This is a genomic window from Cognatundibacterium griseum, from assembly GCF_014284195.1.
In the GTDB taxonomy this organism is placed as follows: domain Bacteria; phylum Pseudomonadota; class Gammaproteobacteria; order Burkholderiales; family Burkholderiaceae_D; genus Undibacterium; species Undibacterium griseum.
This window is the reverse complement of the sequence record NZ_JACOGC010000002.1, coordinates 24,658-42,425: the sequence shown is the minus strand read 5'-3', so window position 1 is coordinate 42,425 and position 17,768 is coordinate 24,658. Positions and strand designations below refer to the sequence as shown.

At 51.7% G+C, this 17,768-nt stretch carries 19 protein-coding genes; 3 read left to right on the top strand and 16 right to left on the bottom strand.

The genetic code is table 11. From position 1 onward, the window contains the following. Positions 1 to 10: 10 nt before the first annotated feature. The 3 genes from H8K27_RS04685 to H8K27_RS04675 all read right to left on the bottom strand — a co-directional run bounded on the left by H8K27_RS04685 (position 11) and on the right by H8K27_RS04675 (position 2,853). Positions 11 to 940 (bottom strand): branched-chain amino acid ABC transporter permease, encoded by a 930-nt coding sequence (locus tag H8K27_RS04685; RefSeq protein ID WP_176802464.1) that lies wholly within the window; start codon positions 938 to 940, stop codon positions 11 to 13. A gap of 521 nt (positions 941 to 1,461) precedes the next feature. Next, a complete protein-coding gene (gene ispH / locus H8K27_RS04680; protein ID WP_186862061.1) occupies positions 1,462 to 2,394 on the bottom strand; it encodes a 4-hydroxy-3-methylbut-2-enyl diphosphate reductase in 933 nt (310 codons plus the stop codon). 3 nt (positions 2,395 to 2,397) lie between these two features. Then, complete coding sequence (locus H8K27_RS04675) at positions 2,398 to 2,853, bottom strand: FKBP-type peptidyl-prolyl cis-trans isomerase (RefSeq protein ID WP_186862060.1); 456 nt, start codon at positions 2,851 to 2,853, stop codon at positions 2,398 to 2,400. A 94-nt stretch (positions 2,854 to 2,947) separates the two neighbouring features. Between H8K27_RS04675 and radC the strand changes: the two genes are divergently transcribed. The 3 genes from radC (at position 2,948) to rpmG (ending at position 4,178) form a co-directional block, all read left to right on the top strand. Continuing rightward, on the top strand, positions 2,948 to 3,622 hold the full coding sequence (radC, locus tag H8K27_RS04670; RefSeq protein WP_186862059.1) for a RadC family protein: 675 nt from the start codon (positions 2,948 to 2,950) through the stop codon (positions 3,620 to 3,622). Positions 3,623 to 3,748: 126 nt separating this feature from the next. Further along, on the top strand, positions 3,749 to 3,985 hold the full coding sequence (gene rpmB / locus H8K27_RS04665; protein ID WP_162021243.1) for a 50S ribosomal protein L28: 237 nt from the start codon (positions 3,749 to 3,751) through the stop codon (positions 3,983 to 3,985). A gap of 25 nt (positions 3,986 to 4,010) precedes the next feature. Further along, positions 4,011 to 4,178: a 50S ribosomal protein L33 gene (rpmG, locus tag H8K27_RS04660; RefSeq protein ID WP_110257750.1), complete on the top strand. Its 168-nt coding sequence runs from the start codon at positions 4,011 to 4,013 to the stop codon at positions 4,176 to 4,178. Between the two features lie 197 nt (positions 4,179 to 4,375). Here the strand turns inward: rpmG and H8K27_RS04655 are convergent, their stop codons facing one another. From H8K27_RS04655 to lpxK, 13 genes are all read right to left on the bottom strand, one after another. Continuing rightward, positions 4,376 to 5,578 (bottom strand): DesA family fatty acid desaturase, encoded by a 1,203-nt coding sequence (locus tag H8K27_RS04655; RefSeq protein ID WP_268977076.1) that lies wholly within the window; start codon positions 5,576 to 5,578, stop codon positions 4,376 to 4,378. 119 nt (positions 5,579 to 5,697) lie between these two features. Then, positions 5,698 to 7,038, bottom strand: coding sequence for a mechanosensitive ion channel family protein (locus H8K27_RS04650; RefSeq protein ID WP_186862058.1), 1,341 nt, complete (start codon positions 7,036 to 7,038; stop codon positions 5,698 to 5,700). Between the two features lie 72 nt (positions 7,039 to 7,110). Further along, positions 7,111 to 8,367 carry an RsmB/NOP family class I SAM-dependent RNA methyltransferase gene (locus tag H8K27_RS04645; RefSeq protein ID WP_186862057.1) on the bottom strand — a complete coding sequence of 419 codons (1,257 nt, stop codon included), beginning with the start codon at positions 8,365 to 8,367 and terminating at the stop codon, positions 7,111 to 7,113. Positions 8,368 to 8,411: 44 nt separating this feature from the next. Beyond that, a complete protein-coding gene (purN, locus tag H8K27_RS04640; protein ID WP_186862056.1) occupies positions 8,412 to 9,038 on the bottom strand; it encodes a phosphoribosylglycinamide formyltransferase in 627 nt (208 codons plus the stop codon). A gap of 89 nt (positions 9,039 to 9,127) precedes the next feature. Next, positions 9,128 to 9,556, bottom strand: coding sequence for a barstar family protein (locus H8K27_RS04635; protein WP_186862055.1), 429 nt, complete (start codon positions 9,554 to 9,556; stop codon positions 9,128 to 9,130). Between the two features lie 2 nt (positions 9,557 to 9,558). After that, the gene (locus H8K27_RS04630; protein ID WP_408058422.1) at positions 9,559 to 9,867 is read right to left on the bottom strand and encodes a guanyl-specific ribonuclease; all 309 of its coding nucleotides are present in this window, start codon (positions 9,865 to 9,867) and stop codon (positions 9,559 to 9,561) included. Positions 9,868 to 10,022: 155 nt separating this feature from the next. Next, entirely contained in the window at positions 10,023 to 11,207 is a 1,185-nt protein-coding gene (locus H8K27_RS04625; protein WP_186862053.1) for a patatin-like phospholipase family protein, read from the bottom strand. Between the two features lie 134 nt (positions 11,208 to 11,341). Further along, a complete protein-coding gene (locus H8K27_RS04620; protein ID WP_186862052.1) occupies positions 11,342 to 12,100 on the bottom strand; it encodes a 3-hydroxyacyl-CoA dehydrogenase in 759 nt (252 codons plus the stop codon). 260 nt (positions 12,101 to 12,360) lie between these two features. Beyond that, positions 12,361 to 14,553 (bottom strand): sodium-translocating pyrophosphatase, encoded by a 2,193-nt coding sequence (locus tag H8K27_RS04615; RefSeq protein ID WP_186862051.1) that lies wholly within the window; start codon positions 14,551 to 14,553, stop codon positions 12,361 to 12,363. 277 nt (positions 14,554 to 14,830) lie between these two features. Then, positions 14,831 to 15,487: an adenylate kinase gene (adk, locus tag H8K27_RS04610; protein ID WP_186862050.1), complete on the bottom strand. Its 657-nt coding sequence runs from the start codon at positions 15,485 to 15,487 to the stop codon at positions 14,831 to 14,833. 203 nt (positions 15,488 to 15,690) lie between these two features. Then, complete coding sequence (gene kdsB / locus H8K27_RS04605; RefSeq protein WP_186862049.1) at positions 15,691 to 16,449, bottom strand: 3-deoxy-manno-octulosonate cytidylyltransferase; 759 nt, start codon at positions 16,447 to 16,449, stop codon at positions 15,691 to 15,693. Positions 16,450 to 16,484: 35 nt separating this feature from the next. Then, a complete protein-coding gene (locus tag H8K27_RS04600) occupies positions 16,485 to 16,670 on the bottom strand; it encodes a Trm112 family protein (RefSeq protein ID WP_176802478.1) in 186 nt (61 codons plus the stop codon). Next, positions 16,651 to 17,694 (bottom strand): tetraacyldisaccharide 4'-kinase, encoded by a 1,044-nt coding sequence (gene lpxK / locus H8K27_RS04595; protein ID WP_186862048.1) that lies wholly within the window; start codon positions 17,692 to 17,694, stop codon positions 16,651 to 16,653. The genes H8K27_RS04600 and lpxK overlap by 20 nt, the downstream gene beginning before the upstream one ends. Between the last annotated feature and the right edge of the window lie 74 nt (positions 17,695 to 17,768).

Below are 17,768 nucleotides of genomic sequence, written 5' to 3'. Positions count from 1 at the left end.
GCTTTTCTCCTTAAGCACGATCAGCCACACGCTCACCCATGATGCCGGATGGACGCAATGTCAGCACAATAATCAATACGATGAAAGCGAAAATATCCTGATACTGACTGCCCAGAATGCCGCCAGTCAGATCGCCGATATAACCGGCACCCAGACTTTCAATCAGCCCGAGCAAAATCCCGCCTACCATCGCACCATAGATGTTGCCGATTCCCCCAAGCACCGCGGCGGAAAACGCCTTCAGACCCGGAACAAAGCCCATCGCAAACTGCGCAGAGGAATAATTAGCCGCCCACATGACGCCGGCAATCGCCGCCAGCGCGGCACCAATTGCAAATGTAGCCACAATGACTTTATTGGAGTCAACACCCATCAGCCCTGCAACGCGCGGATTTTCAGCCGTCGCACGCATCGCTCTTCCCATCTTGGTTTTTTCGACCAGTAAAACCAGACCAATCATGGCGGCAGTAGCCAACACCAGCAGCAATATCTGAATCTGGGAAATCACCGCTCCGCCGATTTGAACCGGAACCGTTGGCATCACAGAAGGGAAAGGAATCGGGCTCCGGCCCCAGATCATCATCGCAAACGTCTGCACCAGGATAGACACACCGATCGCAGTGATTAATGGTGCCAGACGTGGAGCATTTCTTAAGCGGCGGTAAGCAATCCGCTCAATCAGAATGTTCACGATAATACAGACTGGAATCGCTCCCAGAATAGCAATCAGCAGCATGGCGATACCCGGCAGTCCCGGTGCCACGACCTGCAATAACTTGATGATACTCAGCCCGACCATGGCGCCAACCATCAGCACATCGCCATGGGCAAAGTTAATCAGATTCAGCACACCATAAACCATGGTGTAGCCCAATGCGACCAGTGCATACATACTGCCCAACACCAGCCCATTGATAATTTGTTGGATAAAGGTATCCATATTTGCATCTCTCTATATAAACGAATCGAAATTTATGCTGACCGGCTCAATATACCGGTTAAACATCGGAACATGTCAGCAAAAATCATTCCTGATAACAAAAACGGCACCCTGATGTCTGGGCGCCGCTCACGTTGTCGTCATCTGCTATCCGAAAAGGCGTGTCATCATATCGAGAGTGACAATATTGCGTGTCATACACATCTTCAGTTCTCCTCTGCAACTTTTGGTAAAAGTTTTTCTAATATTGTGACTTCTTTTAGTTCGCCATTGAAGTGGGCGGGATTATACCGATGCATTTAATCGAGTCCGTGGTAAAAAAACCACCCGGTGCTACGTATTTTCCACAAAGCCACTTCGATTGCTTCCCTCTTTGCCCTGTCATGCCGCAGAGCAAAGGAGTTGCGCAATCTTAATCACGAATCCACAAAATAAAATATCGAAAACTTGGGAAAATGCAGTTTTTTAATACTTGTTCACCTTCCTGCCTGCTTGTGTGTATGCGGCATGAAACGATCAGATCAGTCGCTGTTCAGTCCTTTCGGCATGGGAAAAGTCACATGCTCCTCCACGCCTTCCAGCGTACGTACGCTTTTTGCACCATATTCACGCAATCGCGCCACGACCTCTGCGACCAACACTTCCGGTGCAGAAGCACCTGCCGTAACGCCGATACGTACCGCATCATTCAGCCAGGCCGCATCAATCTGGGTCGCGTTATCAATCATAAAGGCGGGAACACCGATTTTTCTGGCCAGTTCATGCAAGCGATTTGAATTAGAACTGTTCGGGCTACCAATCACCAGCACCAGATCGACCTGGGGCGCCATGAATTTGACGGCCTCCTGGCGATTGGTGGTGGCATAGCAGATATCACCTTTTTTAGGTTCACTGATCAGGGGGAAACGTTGTTTCAAAGCAGCGATAATTTCGGCCGTATCATCCACAGACAACGTGGTCTGGGACACGTAGGCTAACAAATCGGGATTTTTCACCTGCAGCTTTGCCACATCGGCGATCGTTTCGACCAAGTGCATACCCTCTTCCGTCTGTCCCATGGTTCCCTCGACTTCAGGATGTCCGGCGTGACCGATCATGATGATTTCACGACCTTCATGGCGCATTTTCACGACTTCAACATGGACTTTGGAAACCAGGGGACAAGTTGCATCAAAAATCCGGACGCCACGTTGTTCAGCTTCCTTACGCACCGCCTGAGACACACCATGCGCAGAGAAAATCAAAGTATTACCGGGAGGTACGTCTTCCAGATTTTCAATGAAAACGGCACCTTTCTCCCTGAGGTCATTCACGACATACGCGTTATGCACGATCTCGTGCCGGACGTAGATTGGCGCACCAAATTTTTGCAGCGCTTTTTCAACAATCTCAATGGCCCGGTCAACTCCGGCGCAAAACCCTCTGGGCTGCGCCAATACAATTTCCTTATCCATCACTTACAGAATTCCTATGATTTTGGTTTCAAACAACAACGTTTGTCCTGCCAGCGGATGATTAAAATCAAACACATATCCCTGTGCATCCATTTCACGCAAAATACCGGCGAAACGGCCACCTGAAGGCGCGGTAAAATCGACCAGATCACCGATCACATATTGCTCACCGAATGCAGAGTTTTCTTTCAGCGTTTCGGCGGACACTCTCTGGATCAGTTCCGGATTACGCTCGCCGAACGCTTTTTCAGGGGGGAGCTCCTGCGTGGAATGCGTCCCCTCCGCCAGCCCCAATAATGCACTTTCCAGTTCGGGAGCCAATTGCCCGCCCCCCATTTGCAAAGTTGCAGGACTATCATTAAAAGTACTGATAATATCCTCACCATCCAAGGTGGCAAGGCGATAATGCAATGTCAGGTAAGCATTCGGGGTAACGACGGGTATAGCTGGAGTAGTCATGATGGATGGCTGAAAAATAGCAGGTTAACAGTATGTATTGTAAGCCAGCTTTAACACTTCGACGTGATCCTCCTCAGAGACAGACTGGAGCAATATGGCAATTACGGACTGGCCGGAAGATCAGCGGCCACGGGAAAGACTGATTAAATCAGGCGCATCAGCATTATCCGACGCAGAATTACTGGCGGTTTTTCTGCGCACCGGCGTGGCCGGAAAAAGTGCAGTCGAGCTGGGACGCGACATGCTCCAGCACTTCGGCTCGCTATCCCGCATGTTCTCCGCCAGCCGGACAGAGTTCTGCGCCATACATGGCCTGGGAAGTGCCAAATATGCCCAGTTGCAGGCAGTTTCCGAACTGGCCAGAAGAGCGATTGCAGAAGAATTACAGAATGGAACCACCTTATCCTCCCCGCAGGCTGTCAGGCATTACCTCCAATTACTGATTGGAAATAAAGGACATGAAATCTTCGTCGCCTTGTTTCTGGATGTCAAAAACAGGCTGATCGCATCGGAAGAATTATTTCGCGGCAGCTTGAATCATGCCAGCGTCTACCCCAGAGAAGTGGTGAAATCTGCTTTAAAGCATAATGCCGCTGCGATCATATTCGCGCACAATCATCCATCCGGCACACCGGAACCCAGCCAGGCAGATATCGAACTGACCCGGGTACTAAAACAGGCACTGGCATTGATTGACGTACGGGTTCTGGATCACTTCATCATTGCAAACCCGCATGTTTATTCACTTGCAGAGCATGACCTGGTATAAAAATTTAAATTGTTAAATTTAAATTTTAAATAAGACACAATTGTTTTTCACAAGTCGTTGATAATTCAAAGAATTTTGTTTATACTCTCTTTTTTTCCAATTTCGGAAACTATTAAGGAGTTAATCATGGCACGTGTCTGCCAAGTGACTGGGAAAGGGCCAATGGTTGGCAACAACGTTTCCCACGCTAACAACAAAACCAAACGCCGCTTTTTGCCTAACCTGCAAAACCGTCGCTTTTTCGTAGAATCAGAAAACCGCTGGGTTTCTCTGCGTTTGTCTAACGCTGGTCTGCGCGTCATTGACAAAGTCGGCATCGATGCCGTTTTGGCTGACCTGCGCGCTCGCGGCGAAAAAGTTTAAGCTAAACTATTGTTAGGAAAATATCATGGCTAAATCTGGTCGCGACAAAATCAAGCTGGAATCCACTGCCGGCACTGGTCACTTCTACACAACCTCCAAAAACAAGCGCACGATGCCTGAAAAAATGGAGATCATGAAGTTTGATCCTAAAGCACGTAAGCATGTGATCTACAAAGAAACAAAAATCAAGTAATCCGATTTTTCTTTGGACATAAAAAAAGCCTCGTTCTGCGAGGCTTTTTTTTATTTTATTCAAATTGTATTGATCGAGAATTTCCCCGGAAATTCTCACTTATTTACATCTTGTGCGAAGTATCATTTCCGCAGACGGCACTATTCATAAAAAAACGGTGCAGTTGCACCGTTTTTTTATTGTGACCGATACCGCAATCAGGCATAAGTCCGCAGACGGCGGGAAAAATCATGCAGCGCCTGGATGCCCGATGCTTCTGCCCGCAAACACCAGTCCTGCAGCTGATGCACCAACTGCTCACGGCTGACGGTAGAGCGCTCCCAGATCAATCCCAGCTCCACCCGCATGTCGTGCATAGTCTTTAAGACCGTGCTGTGCGCCAGCACTTCAGACAACTGCTGCTGCTGTGGCGCCTCCAGTTTGTTCGGCTCACGCTGCAGGAGTTTTTTGGTGAGCTTTAAATGCGCCGCCCCAAACTGAGCTTTTTCACGCAGCACTGCGACTTCATGACGCCAGGTACGACGTAAAGATTTTGTATATTTTGCCATGACATCGTAACGATGCGTGATCACCGCCTGCAAAGTATCCATATCAATCACCGCTTTGCTCTCTGCAAATTTCGGTTCCGGTGCCAGCTTTTTGACTTTTGCCCAACCGACTATTTCCATAATGCGGATATACAACCAGCCGATATCAAACTCATACCATTTGGAGGACAGCTTGGCCGATGTGCCAAATGTATGGTGATTATTATGTAATTCTTCGCCGCCGATCAGGATGCCAATCGGGAAAATGTTGGTAGAGGCGTCAACACAGTCGTAGTTACGATAGCCCCAATAGTGACCGATGCCATTGATGATGCCCGCTGCGGTCACCGGAATCCAGATCATCTGGATTGCCCAGACTGTGATACCAATAACGCCGAACAACAAAAAATCAACTATAAACATCAGCAAAATACCTGCCCAGCTGAAACGGGTATACAGATTGCGCTCAATCCAGTCGTCCGGTGTTCCGTGTCCATATTTCTGCATGGTTTCCAGGTTTCTGGATTCCGCACGATAGAGCTCAGCACCTTCCAACAACACCTTTTTGATGCCGCGTGTCTGCGGGCTGTGTGGGTCTTCTTCTGTTTCGCATTTTGCATGATGCTTGCGATGGATGGATGCCCACTCCTTGGTTACCTGACCTGTAGTCAGCCATAACCATAAACGGAAAAAATGGCTGGGGATTGCATGCAGCTCCAGAGCGCGGTGCGCCTGACAGCGATGCAGGAAAATCGTCACGCTGGCAATCGTGATATGTGTCACGACCATTGTAAAAATAAATACCTGCCATCCACTGGCGCGAGTAAAGCCATTAGACAAAAAATCAATTACAGTTTCAACAAATGTGCTCAAAATAACATGTACTCCATTGTTAATGTTCGCTTCGTAACTTATATCGCAAAGTTAACTGTCTCAGAACAGATAAAGATATGGGGACGCATTGTACGCGTTTTTGACTTTACTTCCTCAATTTATCTGCAATTTCCTGCATCACCGTCATCAGGTACAGACTGACTCGGTACACTGGCAGGCGCTCCGGCAAAAGTGACGACTCTCTGCGGGAAAGGCAGATCAATGTGGTGCATCTGTAATGCGCTCCACAACGCACGGTTCACAGCAGACAAAACATTGGTACGGCCATTTTCGGGATCCGCAATCCAGAATCCGATCCGTAATTCCAGCCCGTCCGCCCCGAATTTCATCAGATAAGCAGCAGGTGCCGGCTCCTGCGCCACCCTGGGTACACTGGCGACAGTCGATTCAAGGACGGGCAACAATGCTCCCAGGTCAGTACGGTAAGACACCGTCACATCTGTTGACATTGCCACGCTGCGGTTGGTCAGTGAGTAATTCTGTACCGGTGAAGAGACCAGCACTTCATTCGGAATAACCGACTCGGCGCCATCCAGCCCCTGTAAGACAGTATAGCGGGTATTTATCTGGGTAACTTTGCCGTTGAATTTATCGACTGTAATCAAATCGCCGATAGACATACTTCTGTCGAGCAAAATAATAAAGCCGGACACATAACTGCTGGCAATTTTCTGCAAACCGAATCCAAGCCCCACGCCCAATGCGCCGCCAAAAACAGACAATACCGTGAGATCAATACCCACGATGGTGAGGCTGATCAATAAGGCCAGCAGAATCAGTAAAGCACGGCCAACCCTCGAAAGCACCACTTTCAGCGACATGTGTGTCGTAGGCAATTGCATCAGGCGGGTTTCGAGCGCAGCGCTGGCCCACAATGCAATCACCATGGTCAGTGCCACGGAGATACAGGCCTGCAGGATGCTCAGTACCGTAATTTTATTTTTACCGACTGGCAACACCACGCTGTCTAACGCGTCCAGCAAATCCGGCCACAGGCCCGTGAAATGCAAAACAACACCCAGCCAGACCAGTCCGGCAAACAGTTTTTCAAATAACGCCAGAAATTTCCCGATGTCGCCATCCCGCGCAAAAGTCCGGCGCACCACATAAAATCCAAACCGGATCAGTGCAAGCGAGCCAATGATGGGGAACAGCAGCATCAGCAAATGCGTATGCTGCCAGCGTCCCAGCATCCACTTGCCGATCATCAGGAACAGGACGCTCAGCGCGGGCTGCAACACCCGGCCAAAACTTTCTGCCCCAAGCCGGACAACCGAAGAATCAGGCTCACTCCGGGCAAAAATCTGACGCAGAAATCTGGCGAACAACCATGCCAGGCAAAGGCACAATGCAACCGTACCGACCTGCCATAAAAATTGCGGCTCCCGAAAATCAAGAGCCAGATCAGACAACAAGTTGGCGAGTAATGAACTATTCATGGAAAGTCGTTACATGAAACAGAAAAGATCAGCGCTTGCGGCAATCCGGAACGCTGATCCTGCATGACGGTATTACTTCTGGCGTTCCAGCACCGCAGCAAAAAAACCATCGGTCTGATGAATATGCGGATACAGTTTCAGATAGTCTCCCATCTCCAGCTGGATTTTCTGCTCTTCCAGAACACGGGAAACCGGTACCAGAGAGAATTCAGGATGCGCATTCAAAAACGCCTCAACGATTCCTTCATTTTCCTCATCTAGAATACTGCAGGTGGCATACACCAGGCGTCCGCCCGGCTTTACCATGCGCGAGGCGCTGTCGAGAATGGAACTCTGTTTCTGGTTCAGCTCAGCAACCCCTTCCGGAGTCTGGCGCCATTTCACATCGGGATTACGACGCAATGTCCCCAGGCCACTGCAAGGAGCATCCACCAGAACCCGGTCCAGCTTGGCAGCCAGACGCTTGATTTTGGCGTCTTTTTCATGCGCAATGACGACCGGATGCACATTGGATAAACCGCTGCGCGCCAGTCTCGGCTTCAGCTTTGCCAGCCGTTTTTCCGACACATCAAATGCATACAGCCGGCCGGTGTTACGCATGATGGCGCCCAGTGCAAGGGTCTTGCCGCCTGCGCCGGCACAAAAATCAGCCACCATTTCACCACGACGCGCACCGACCAGTTGCGAAAGTAACTGACTGCCTTCATCCTGTACTTCGATCGTCCCATCTTTAAACAAAGGCAAATTCTGTATCGATGGCTTTTTCCGGACACGCAAACCAGTACTGGCATAGGGTGTCGGTTCAGTGATGATCGGTGCTTCAGCCAATGTCTGGGCGACCGTATCGCGGTCACTCTTGAGCGAATTTACCCGCAGATCAAGCGCTGCCGGCATATTCATGGATTCTGCCAGCGTCAGCGCCCCGGCTTCGCCAAACTGGGTGCAGAGTTTTGTCCATAGCCACTCCGGAAGATTCGCTTTCATCAGCAAGGGCAAATGAGAGCGGTCAATCTGCATAACTCTGGTCAGCCATGCGGTTTCGTCTTCACTTAATCCGCCGAGTGAGTCAACACCCACGGCGTCTGCCAGTCCCAGCAAAGTCAGTCTGCGCATGGCAGAACCAGACCCGGATTCGGCAAAGCTGGTGTAGACCAACTTGTTTCTCAATAAGCCATAGATCGCTTCTGCGATCACACCACGCTCACGGGAGCCAAGCCGGGGGTGTTCCCGGAAATAGCGGGACAATGTGCCATCTGCTGGTCCGGTAAAACGTAAAATTTCACGCAAAACTTCTTCTGCATGACCAATGATGGCGGGAGGTAATCTCATTCTGCTTCCTTCAATTCCTGACAGGTCAAATCTGACCCTGGTGATTAGCGCATATTGGCGGATGCTGGCTCGCTGATGTGGACCGTATTGCCAATAATGCTGATTTTATTTTCCACAAACTGGCGTACAGCTTGCGGATATAAGCGATGTTCCTGTTCCAGCACCCGGTGCGCCAGGCTGTCTTCGGTATCCCCCGAAAAAACCGGAACCACGGCCTGCGCGACAATCGGGCCGTGGTCAAGTTCGGCGGTCACAAAATGCACTGTCGCCCCGTGCACCTTGACCCCTGCCTCCAGCGCCTGACGGTGCGTTGCCAGACCGACAAAACTGGGCAGCAGCGAGGGGTGAATGTTCAGCATCCTTCCTGCATAATGCGCCACGAATCCAGGTGTCAGAATCCGCATGAAACCGGCCAGCACGACCAAGTCCGGGGAATACTGGTCAATCTGCTCAAGTAATGCCTGATCAAATGCGCTCCGTTCCGTATATTCCTTACTGGGAACCACGGCAGTTGGTATGCCCCGGTTCGCCGCATAGACAAGGCCGCTGGCGTCGGCTTTATTGCTGATAATCGCGGCAATCTGTGCTGGCCATTGTTCCGCCTGGCAGGCCTCGACGATGGCCTGCATGTTACTGCCGCGGCCAGAAATGAGGATAACGATCTTTTTCATGGCGGCATTGTAACGCTGTAAGGCAGGAAGCCCCAAATAAAAGTGCCGGTGGTCAGCACCGGCATACAGGAAACGGTACTGGCCGGAATTTATTCAAATGAATAAAAAACTCTGAAGGCAACTTTCTTTTCTGCCCAGAAATCTGCTGCGTCACGGAATACATCCAGCAAGGTTTCGCGTGCTTCCTTGTCAAATTTAGGTGTATTGGGCAATTGTTCCAGAACAATCACGAAACCGGGTTGCGGACCTGCTTTGTAGATCATATCGGTCAGGCAGTCGGATAATGCATCGAAATTTTTTCCGAAATATTTTGGGAAACCGAAAGAAGCGGCTATCTTGCCCAATACCTGTTGTTTAGTGCTTGCTTCGAGACAGTACGCATACAAAAAATGCTGCCCGAGATGCGCAGCTTCTGATTGCAAATCCAGAACACGGAAAGCCCGGATTGACTGCACCACATTCGGCGCAACCGTTTCCAGCAAACCCGGCTCTTTCTCTTCCTCAGTCGATGAGATCATAATTATTCTTTGATACGACGAAAACTTTCGTAGTGGTCATCTGTGTAATAGTATTCACCCGAACTCTCCGGCACGCCGCCAGCAATAATGCGGCGAGGGCCGCGGTTACGGGCACGCGGTGTCTTAACAGTATATTCGTGATAATACCCACGCTTTTGCTTAGGAAGCCTGGACTCATAATTGCCAAAAACGACACCATCTTTTTCATAGGGAAAAGGACCGCCGTGCTTGATGAGTACTAACGTGGTTTGCGCTTCCTGCGGAAGCTCGTTAACGGGGACAATTCCGATATTATCTTTTGCAAATGCCATCGAAGCAAGCAATGTAATCATCAGAAACATTGCCCACTGCCGTATAAATTGCGTATTTTTCATTGATTTAAATGAATTTCAATAGATTTTAAGAACAGAGATTAGCCTTTTGGCAGCATCAGGGCAATATGTCAAATTGACCTCGATGCCGATTTTCAGATATGTACCTCTTGGCGGTTAAAAAATTGCAACACATCTTTCTCCCGCTGTCGCGTATCACTGCGTCCCAGAGCGATCAACTCCCTGGTATAACTCGATTCAAATAAAAGATAAGAAGCCAGCGCAGACCCTCTGACCTCCGTTGCGCCAATACCGCCCAGCATGGTCCGGACGGGTAAGGGCAGACTCTGTATATGACGGCTGGCAATTTCATCCAATCGTTCTGAGGGGGCGATCACCAATAGCTCCACCGGTCGTAACGGTGTTTTTTCCAATAAAGGAGGTGGCAACATCGATAAAGTTTTGTTGATGCGGGTCAGCCGTTCAATATCGACAGCGAGGCTGTCGAGAAAAATACTGGACAAGGCATGTCCGGCAATCTGCGCCAGACTCGGGTAGCGGGCAGCTTCACGACTGACTACTGGCGGCTCGGTAAGACGCCCGGCGCCGATGATCAGCACTTTGCGCGCACCAAGATGAATAGCCGGTGAGATCGGCGCCAACTGACGCATAGAACCATCGCCGCAATACTCCAGCTGCCCGCCCCAATTCAGCGGCACTGCTGGAAACACAAACGGAATCGCGGCCGATGCCATCAGATGTGGCACGGTGATATAGTCGCGCTGCGCCAGTCTCTGGCTTCGGATCCAGGGTTCAATCTGCGCCAGCGTCTGATAAAACGTCAGATGCTGACCCGTCGTATAGGACGAAGCCGTGACCGCCAGTGCACGCAAGTGTCCGGCACGCAATGCCGTGTCCAGCCGCTGAAAATCCAGCATTCTGTTCAGCAAGGCTTCCAGCGGCGAACAGTCCAGCAGAGAATTAGGAGGAGCCTTGCGCCATTTGTTCAATAACCAGCCAAATGACCACAAAGTCAGCCAGCGTGCGCCGCTGCGCATTACTCCGAGAGAGTCAGCACGATAAACCTGCGCTGCCTGAAAATTTTCCCAGATATGCAGTACCGCTGAGGTGGCTTCGGCAAAATTATCCGCCCGGCATGCCAGCGCAACGGCATTAATGGCACCAGCCGATGTTCCGCAAATGATGCCAAACGGATTCTCTTGCGCCGGCCAGCCATTCTGTCTGAGTATCCGTGCAATCTCATCAATGACGCCGACCTGATAAGCGGCACGCGCTCCGCCACCGGTCAGTATCAGCCCTGTTCCCGCATGATCACGCATTGGAATCCAAAAAAATAAGGCAAATCGAAATTTGCCTTAGTGTATTAGCCTGTTACCGGCTTGTCATGTTGCAGCACTGCTCAATAGTGCCCGCAGACTGCAAAAACAACAATCCACAGTCAATTCTGCTGCACTTATTTTGGCTGCATGCGGATAGCGCCATCCAGCCGGATTGTTTCGCCGTTCATCATGACGTTTTCGATGATGGTTTTAGACAAATGGGCATATTCTTCCGGTTTACCCAGGCGCGGCGGGAACGGTACCATTTTACCCAGGGCATCCTGCACTTCCTGCGGCATGCCAAGCAGCATCGGCGTTTCAAAAATGCCCGGCGCAATCGTCATTACGCGGATGCCGCTGCGGGACAGGTCGCGCGCCATCGGCAAAGTGAGGCCAACCACCGCTGCCTTGGAAGACGCATACGCAGCCTGCCCGATCTGCCCGTCATAAGCGGCGACAGAGGCTGTATTGATAATAACGCCGCGCTCTCCCTGCGCATTTGCTTCCGTTTTTGCCATGGCATCAGCAGCCAGACGGCACATATTGAAAGTCCCGACCAGATTGATGTTGACCACACGCTGAAACACGTCCAGTGGATGCGGGCCGTCTTTACCGACCGTTTTGACCGCAGGCGCCACACCAGCGCAATTGATCAGGCCACGGACGGTACCAAGTGCCGTTGCCGCTTCGACCACGGCTTTACCGTCAGCCTCAGAAGTCACATCGCACTTTACAAACTGACCACCCAGCTCTTTTGCCAGCGCCTCACCTGCTTCAACCTGCACATCTGCCAGCACGACTTTACCGCCGTTCGCTGCCAGCATTTTTGCGGTCGCGGCTCCCAAGCCTGAAGCACCGCCAGTAATAATAAATACGCCGTTCTGGATTTGCATATTGTTTCTTCCCGTGTTTGGTTAATGTTTGTCTGACAATAAGAAGTTTGAAAAAACCACAGATAAAGCACCTGGCTGTACAGCGCAATCAGATATCGGTCTGCTCAACCGCCAATTCAGCCAATTCCATCATTCTGACTCAAATTAACGTTAACGTAAACGTCACTTTAAAACACGACTCAATCCCAAAATTTCAGATACAAAAAAAAATGACCATTCGCTGAACGGTCATTTTTTCAAAGATTACCGGAAACAGCGGACTACTTGGCACCTGCCGCACTTGCCGCCGATGCTGTTGCAGGTGCAGCTGGCTGACTAACCGCTGCGCCAGCTGCCGGCTCAGGCACAGAGTGAATGATAGGTGCAGCCTGCATGACCGGACCGTTGTCACCATGAGCAGTCACACTTGCCGCCGGCAGCAGGGGGACCAGCAGCAGTGCCACGATATTAATGATTTTAATCAGAGGATTCACAGCCGGACCAGCCGTGTCTTTATACGGATCACCCACGGTATCCCCCGTGACAGCCGCTTTATGGGCGTCTGATCCTTTGCCGCCATAATGCCCGTCCTCGATGTATTTCTTGGCATTATCCCAGGCACCGCCACCAGTGGTCATTGATATCGCAACAAATAAACCCGTCACAATTGTTCCCATCAGCAAACCGCCCAATGCTGCCGATCCCAGCAACAAACCGACCAGCACCGGAACAATCACAGGCAACAATGACGGCAGAATCATTTCGCGGATCGCTGAACTGGTCAGCATATCAACCGCTTTATCGTATTCCGGTTTGCCGCTGCCATCCATGATGCCTTTGATTTCTTTAAACTGCCGGCGCACTTCAATCACCACGGCTCCGGCAGCCCGTCCCACCGCTTCCATTGCCATGGCGCCAAACAGGTAAGGAATCAGGCCACCGATAAACAGACCGACGATCACCTTCGGGTCCGACAGGCTGAAAACGGTCGATTGCCCGACGGATTCGAGCGCATGCGTGTAATCGGCAAATAAAACCAGCGATGCAAGACCCGCAGAGCCGATCGCATAGCCTTTGGTGACGGCTTTTGTCGTATTGCCGACCGCATCCAGCGGATCAGTAATTGCGCGCACGGAAGCCGGCATCTCGGACATTTCAGCGATGCCGCCCGCATTGTCGGTGATCGGGCCATAAGCATCCAACGCCACCACAATGCCGGCCATGGACAACATGGCCGTGGCAGCAATCGCAATGCCATACAGACCTGCCAGGGAAAATGAAATCAGGATCGCTGCGCAAACGGCCAGCACCGGCCATGCAGTCGATTTCATCGACACACCCAGACCTGCAATGATGTTTGTTCCGTGGCCCGTTGTAGACGCCTCCGCAACATGACGAACCGGCTTGAAATCGGTGCCGGTGTAATACTCCGTGATATACACCATCAGGCCAGTGAGAACGATACCGACCACGGTTGCGCCGAGCATTTTCCAGCGCATCGCATCATCCTGCCACACCATCCAGGTCACGACGGCAAAACCAATCAGGGATAAGCCAGCCGCCCACCACAAACCGGTGTACAGCGCAGACATGATTTTCTTGCCAGGTTTTGCCTTGACTGCCGAGCAACCAACAATCGAAGCAAGGATGGACACCGCGCCGAGCAGCAGGGGATACATAATTGCTTCCGTCACTGCTCCGGTCACCACCAATGCACCGAGCAGCATGGTGGCAATCAGCGTCACCACATACGTTTCAAACAAATCAGCCGCCATCCCGGCGCAGTCGCCGACATTGTCGCCCACGTTGTCAGCAATCACCGCCGGATTGCGCGGATCGTCTTCGGGAATTCCGGCTTCCACTTTACCGACCAGATCGGCGCCGACGTCCGCACCTTTGGTAAAAATACCGCCACCGAGACGGGCAAAAATTGAAATCAGGGAAGCGCCAAACGCGAGTCCGATGAGCGGCTTGATCACATCATGCTGGCTGATTGTCAGCCCCATGCCGTGCGGTGCGGAAGTGATCAGCACTGCATAAAAAATGGCCACCCCCAGCAACCCGAGCCCGACCACCAGCATCCCGGTAATTGCGCCGCCGCGAAAAGCTACATCCAGCGCCTCATTCATGCCCTTGGTGGCAGCCTGCGCGGTACGGACATTGGCCCGGACCGAGACATTCATGCCGATGAAACCACAGGCTCCGGACAGCACGGCACCGATCAGAAATCCGCTCGCCGTGGTCATGCCAAGACCGGGCATGACAGCGATCACCACAAACAAAATCACACCGACCAACGCAATGGTCCGGTACTGCCGCGCCAGATAAGCCGCCGCGCCCTGCTGTATCGCCGCAGCAATTTCCTGCATGCGCGGATTACCTGCATCCTGCCGTAAGATCCAGTTACGTGATATCAGGCCATAGACGACCGCAATAACGCCACAGGCGATGACAAACCAGAGACTCGCTACCATGTTGACTCCTCCATTATTATTACCGGCTCACCTTATGAGTAAGTCCGGTCTGATGACGACAAACGACAAAGCACAGCAAGAACATTGTTTGCAATAACCACCAGAACTCATCTCCACCCTGCTGATGCGATGAATTCTGCATACATGCCATTTACATGCAATTCAGATACTGCTGAAACCTGTACACCTTATTCGCAATCTGATCATCCCTGAGCTGCAGGAGTCCTGATTCTTAACGGATAACGAAATAAAAAAAGCGGACATCAGTCCGCTTTTTTTATTCGCTCAATGCAGCAAATGCATTATCGCGTATTGCCTCCACGGCACCGACACCGGCAATCTTGCGATATTTCGGCGCTCCCGGCTGGCCTGATTTCGCCCAGTTTCCGTAGTAACCAACCAGCACCTCGGTTTGCTCATGGTAAACAGCGAGTCGTTTTTTGACGGTTTCTTCCTGGTCGTCATCGCGCTGAATCAGTTCCTCACCGGTAATATCATCTTTACCAGCCGTTTTTGGCGGATTGTATTTCACATGATAGGTGCGGCCAGAAGCAGGATGAACGCGTCGCCCGCTCATGCGATCAATGATCGCCTCGTCCGGCACGTCGATCTCCAGCACATAGTCAATCGTCACGCCTGCTTCCTTCATGGCATCCGCCTGAGGAATGGTCCGTGGAAAACCATCGAACAAATAACCGTTTGCACAATCAGCTTGTTTCAGACGGTCCTTGACCAGGCCAATAATGATGTCATCGGAAACCAGTCCGCCGGCATCCATGACTTTTTTCGCTTCCAGACCCAGCGGTGTTCCTGCCTTGACCGCGGCACGCAGCATATCGCCGGTGGAAATTTGAGGAATATTGAATTTTTCTTTGATGTAATTCGCTTGAGTGCCCTTGCCGGCACCTGGTGCTCCCAACAAAATAAGACGCATTTTAGTTCCTAAGACGAGTTTGAATTTATTTGTGTGCCGGCACCGTGGTGCAGGCAGAATCTTTCCAGCCTGTTTGGGTGCATGACTACGCGGAATTGTTTTTCTTCTGGTAGTAATAACACAGTTTCTTTTCACGAAACTTACCACAAATTTCTTTATTCCTGACGCTTTGGCATCAATTCGTGGCTAAGTTCGTTAATTTTTTAGCGCATTTGCTGAAAAATCCGGCGCACTCTCAGCAGATCTTCCGGTGTATCGACGCCAGGCGCAGGTGCCGTTGCCGTCACATGCACGGCAATCGGGTAGCCATGCCACAACACGCGAAGTTGCTCCAGCGCTTCAATCTGCTCCAGCGGCGACACGGGTAACTGCGGATACATCTGCAGGAAATCGTTACGGTAGGCATACAGACCGATATGGCGCAAAGGCTGGTATCCGGCAGGCAACTGATCCCGCTGCTGCGCAAAGGCATCCCGGTGCCAGGGAATCGTGGCACGGGAAAAATACAGTGCGCGCTGCATCTTATCCAGCACCACTTTCACCACGTTCGGATTAAACACATCAGGCGCCTCATGCAACGGATGCGCGGCAGTTGCCATCGGCGTGGCGGCATTGATCAGTGCTGCAGTGGCGGCGATCAGGTCAGGGTCAATCAGCGGTTCATCGCCCTGTACATTCACAATCACGGCATCTGCCGGCAGCTCCATGCGGGCAGCCACTTCTGCAATCCGGTCTGTGCCGGACGGATGATCCGTGCGGGTCAGGCAAACCGGGATACCAAAGGCTTCACACGCAGCCACAATGTCGGCATGATCCGTTGCGACCATGACTTCCCTTGCGCCCGATGCCAGCGCACGCTCTGCTGTGCGCACCACCATGGGTTTTCCTTCCAGATCAGCGAGCGGTTTATCGGGCAGGCGGCTCGATGCCAGACGGGCAGGAATAATCGCAACAAAACTCATACTGTGATCCGGTGTGTCGGTATTTGAACGTATTTTCAGCGGGCTTCAATTTCTTCTGCGGTCAGCGCGCGCGCCTGATCTGCCCACATGATCGGGATATCATCCCGGACCGGGAAAGCCAGCTTGTCGCCATAACAGATCAGCTCCTGTGCATTTTTGTTATAAACCAGTGGGCCTTTGCACAAAGGGCAAACCAAAATATCAAGCAGACGTGCGTCCATGCTTTTTCTCCGCAATCATAGGTAATAAATCAGCCGCAAAACCAGGATCAAGCTGCGCCTCAACAGGCACTACCCAGATCCGGGCATCCGTTTGCAAAGCTGGAATCTGGCGACATTTTACTGCATCCTTTTCAGTGATCAGAATGCAATCCGCATTGCGCCCGGCAAAAATACCGCTGTGAAAATGCTGATGATCTGCCAGCGGCATTTCTTCACACTGTAAGCCGGCTGCTTTCAACATCATGAAAAAACGCTGCGGATTGCCGATCCCGGCGGCGGCAATCACCCGGGTATTTGTCATCTCAGATAAAGCCTGATGCCGTTGCGGTTGCATCAGCTGATAAGCATCCTGCGCAATCAGCTGCATCCGCACGGCTGCTGCCGGTACGCCCGGAATCTGCGTCAGAGCAATCTGTTCCGGCGCATTCACCACCGTGAAATCACGCCGCCGTGTCAAGGGCTCGCGCAAAGGGCCGGCGGGTAGCATCCAGCCATTTCCCGCACCACGCTGGTCAAACAGCATGATTTCAATATCCCGTGCCAGAAAATAATGCTGCAAACCATCATCGGCAATCAACACATCGGTATCCGGAAAAGCCTGCAGCAATGCCCGGGCTGCGGCTACCCTGCCCCGGCCAACGGCAACCGGCACAGAAGTACGCTGCGCAATCAATACCGGCTCGTCACCGGCTACCGCAGCATCCGCATGCGCATCAAGCAGCGACACATTATCAGCGGCTGCACCATATCCGCGGGAAACCACGCCGGGATGCCACCCTGCCTTCTGCAACTGCTGCACCAGCCAGATCACCAGCGGCGTTTTACCGGTTCCCCCGATATAAATATTGCCAACCACGATGACCGGCACCGGCAAGCGGGTCTGCGCCTTGTAGCCCATGACAAACAATCCGAAGCGGAATGCCACGATCCACTGAAACAACAAAGACAAGGGGCGCAGCAAATATGCCAGCAGGCCCCGTTTCTGCCATGCCCGTAGCAAGCTGTTTTCCAGCCAGATGCGCATTGTCAGCCATCCTTAAAAAAACCGGGGAGCGTATCCTCCCCGATGTTGATCATCACACTTTCACCATGCCGGTA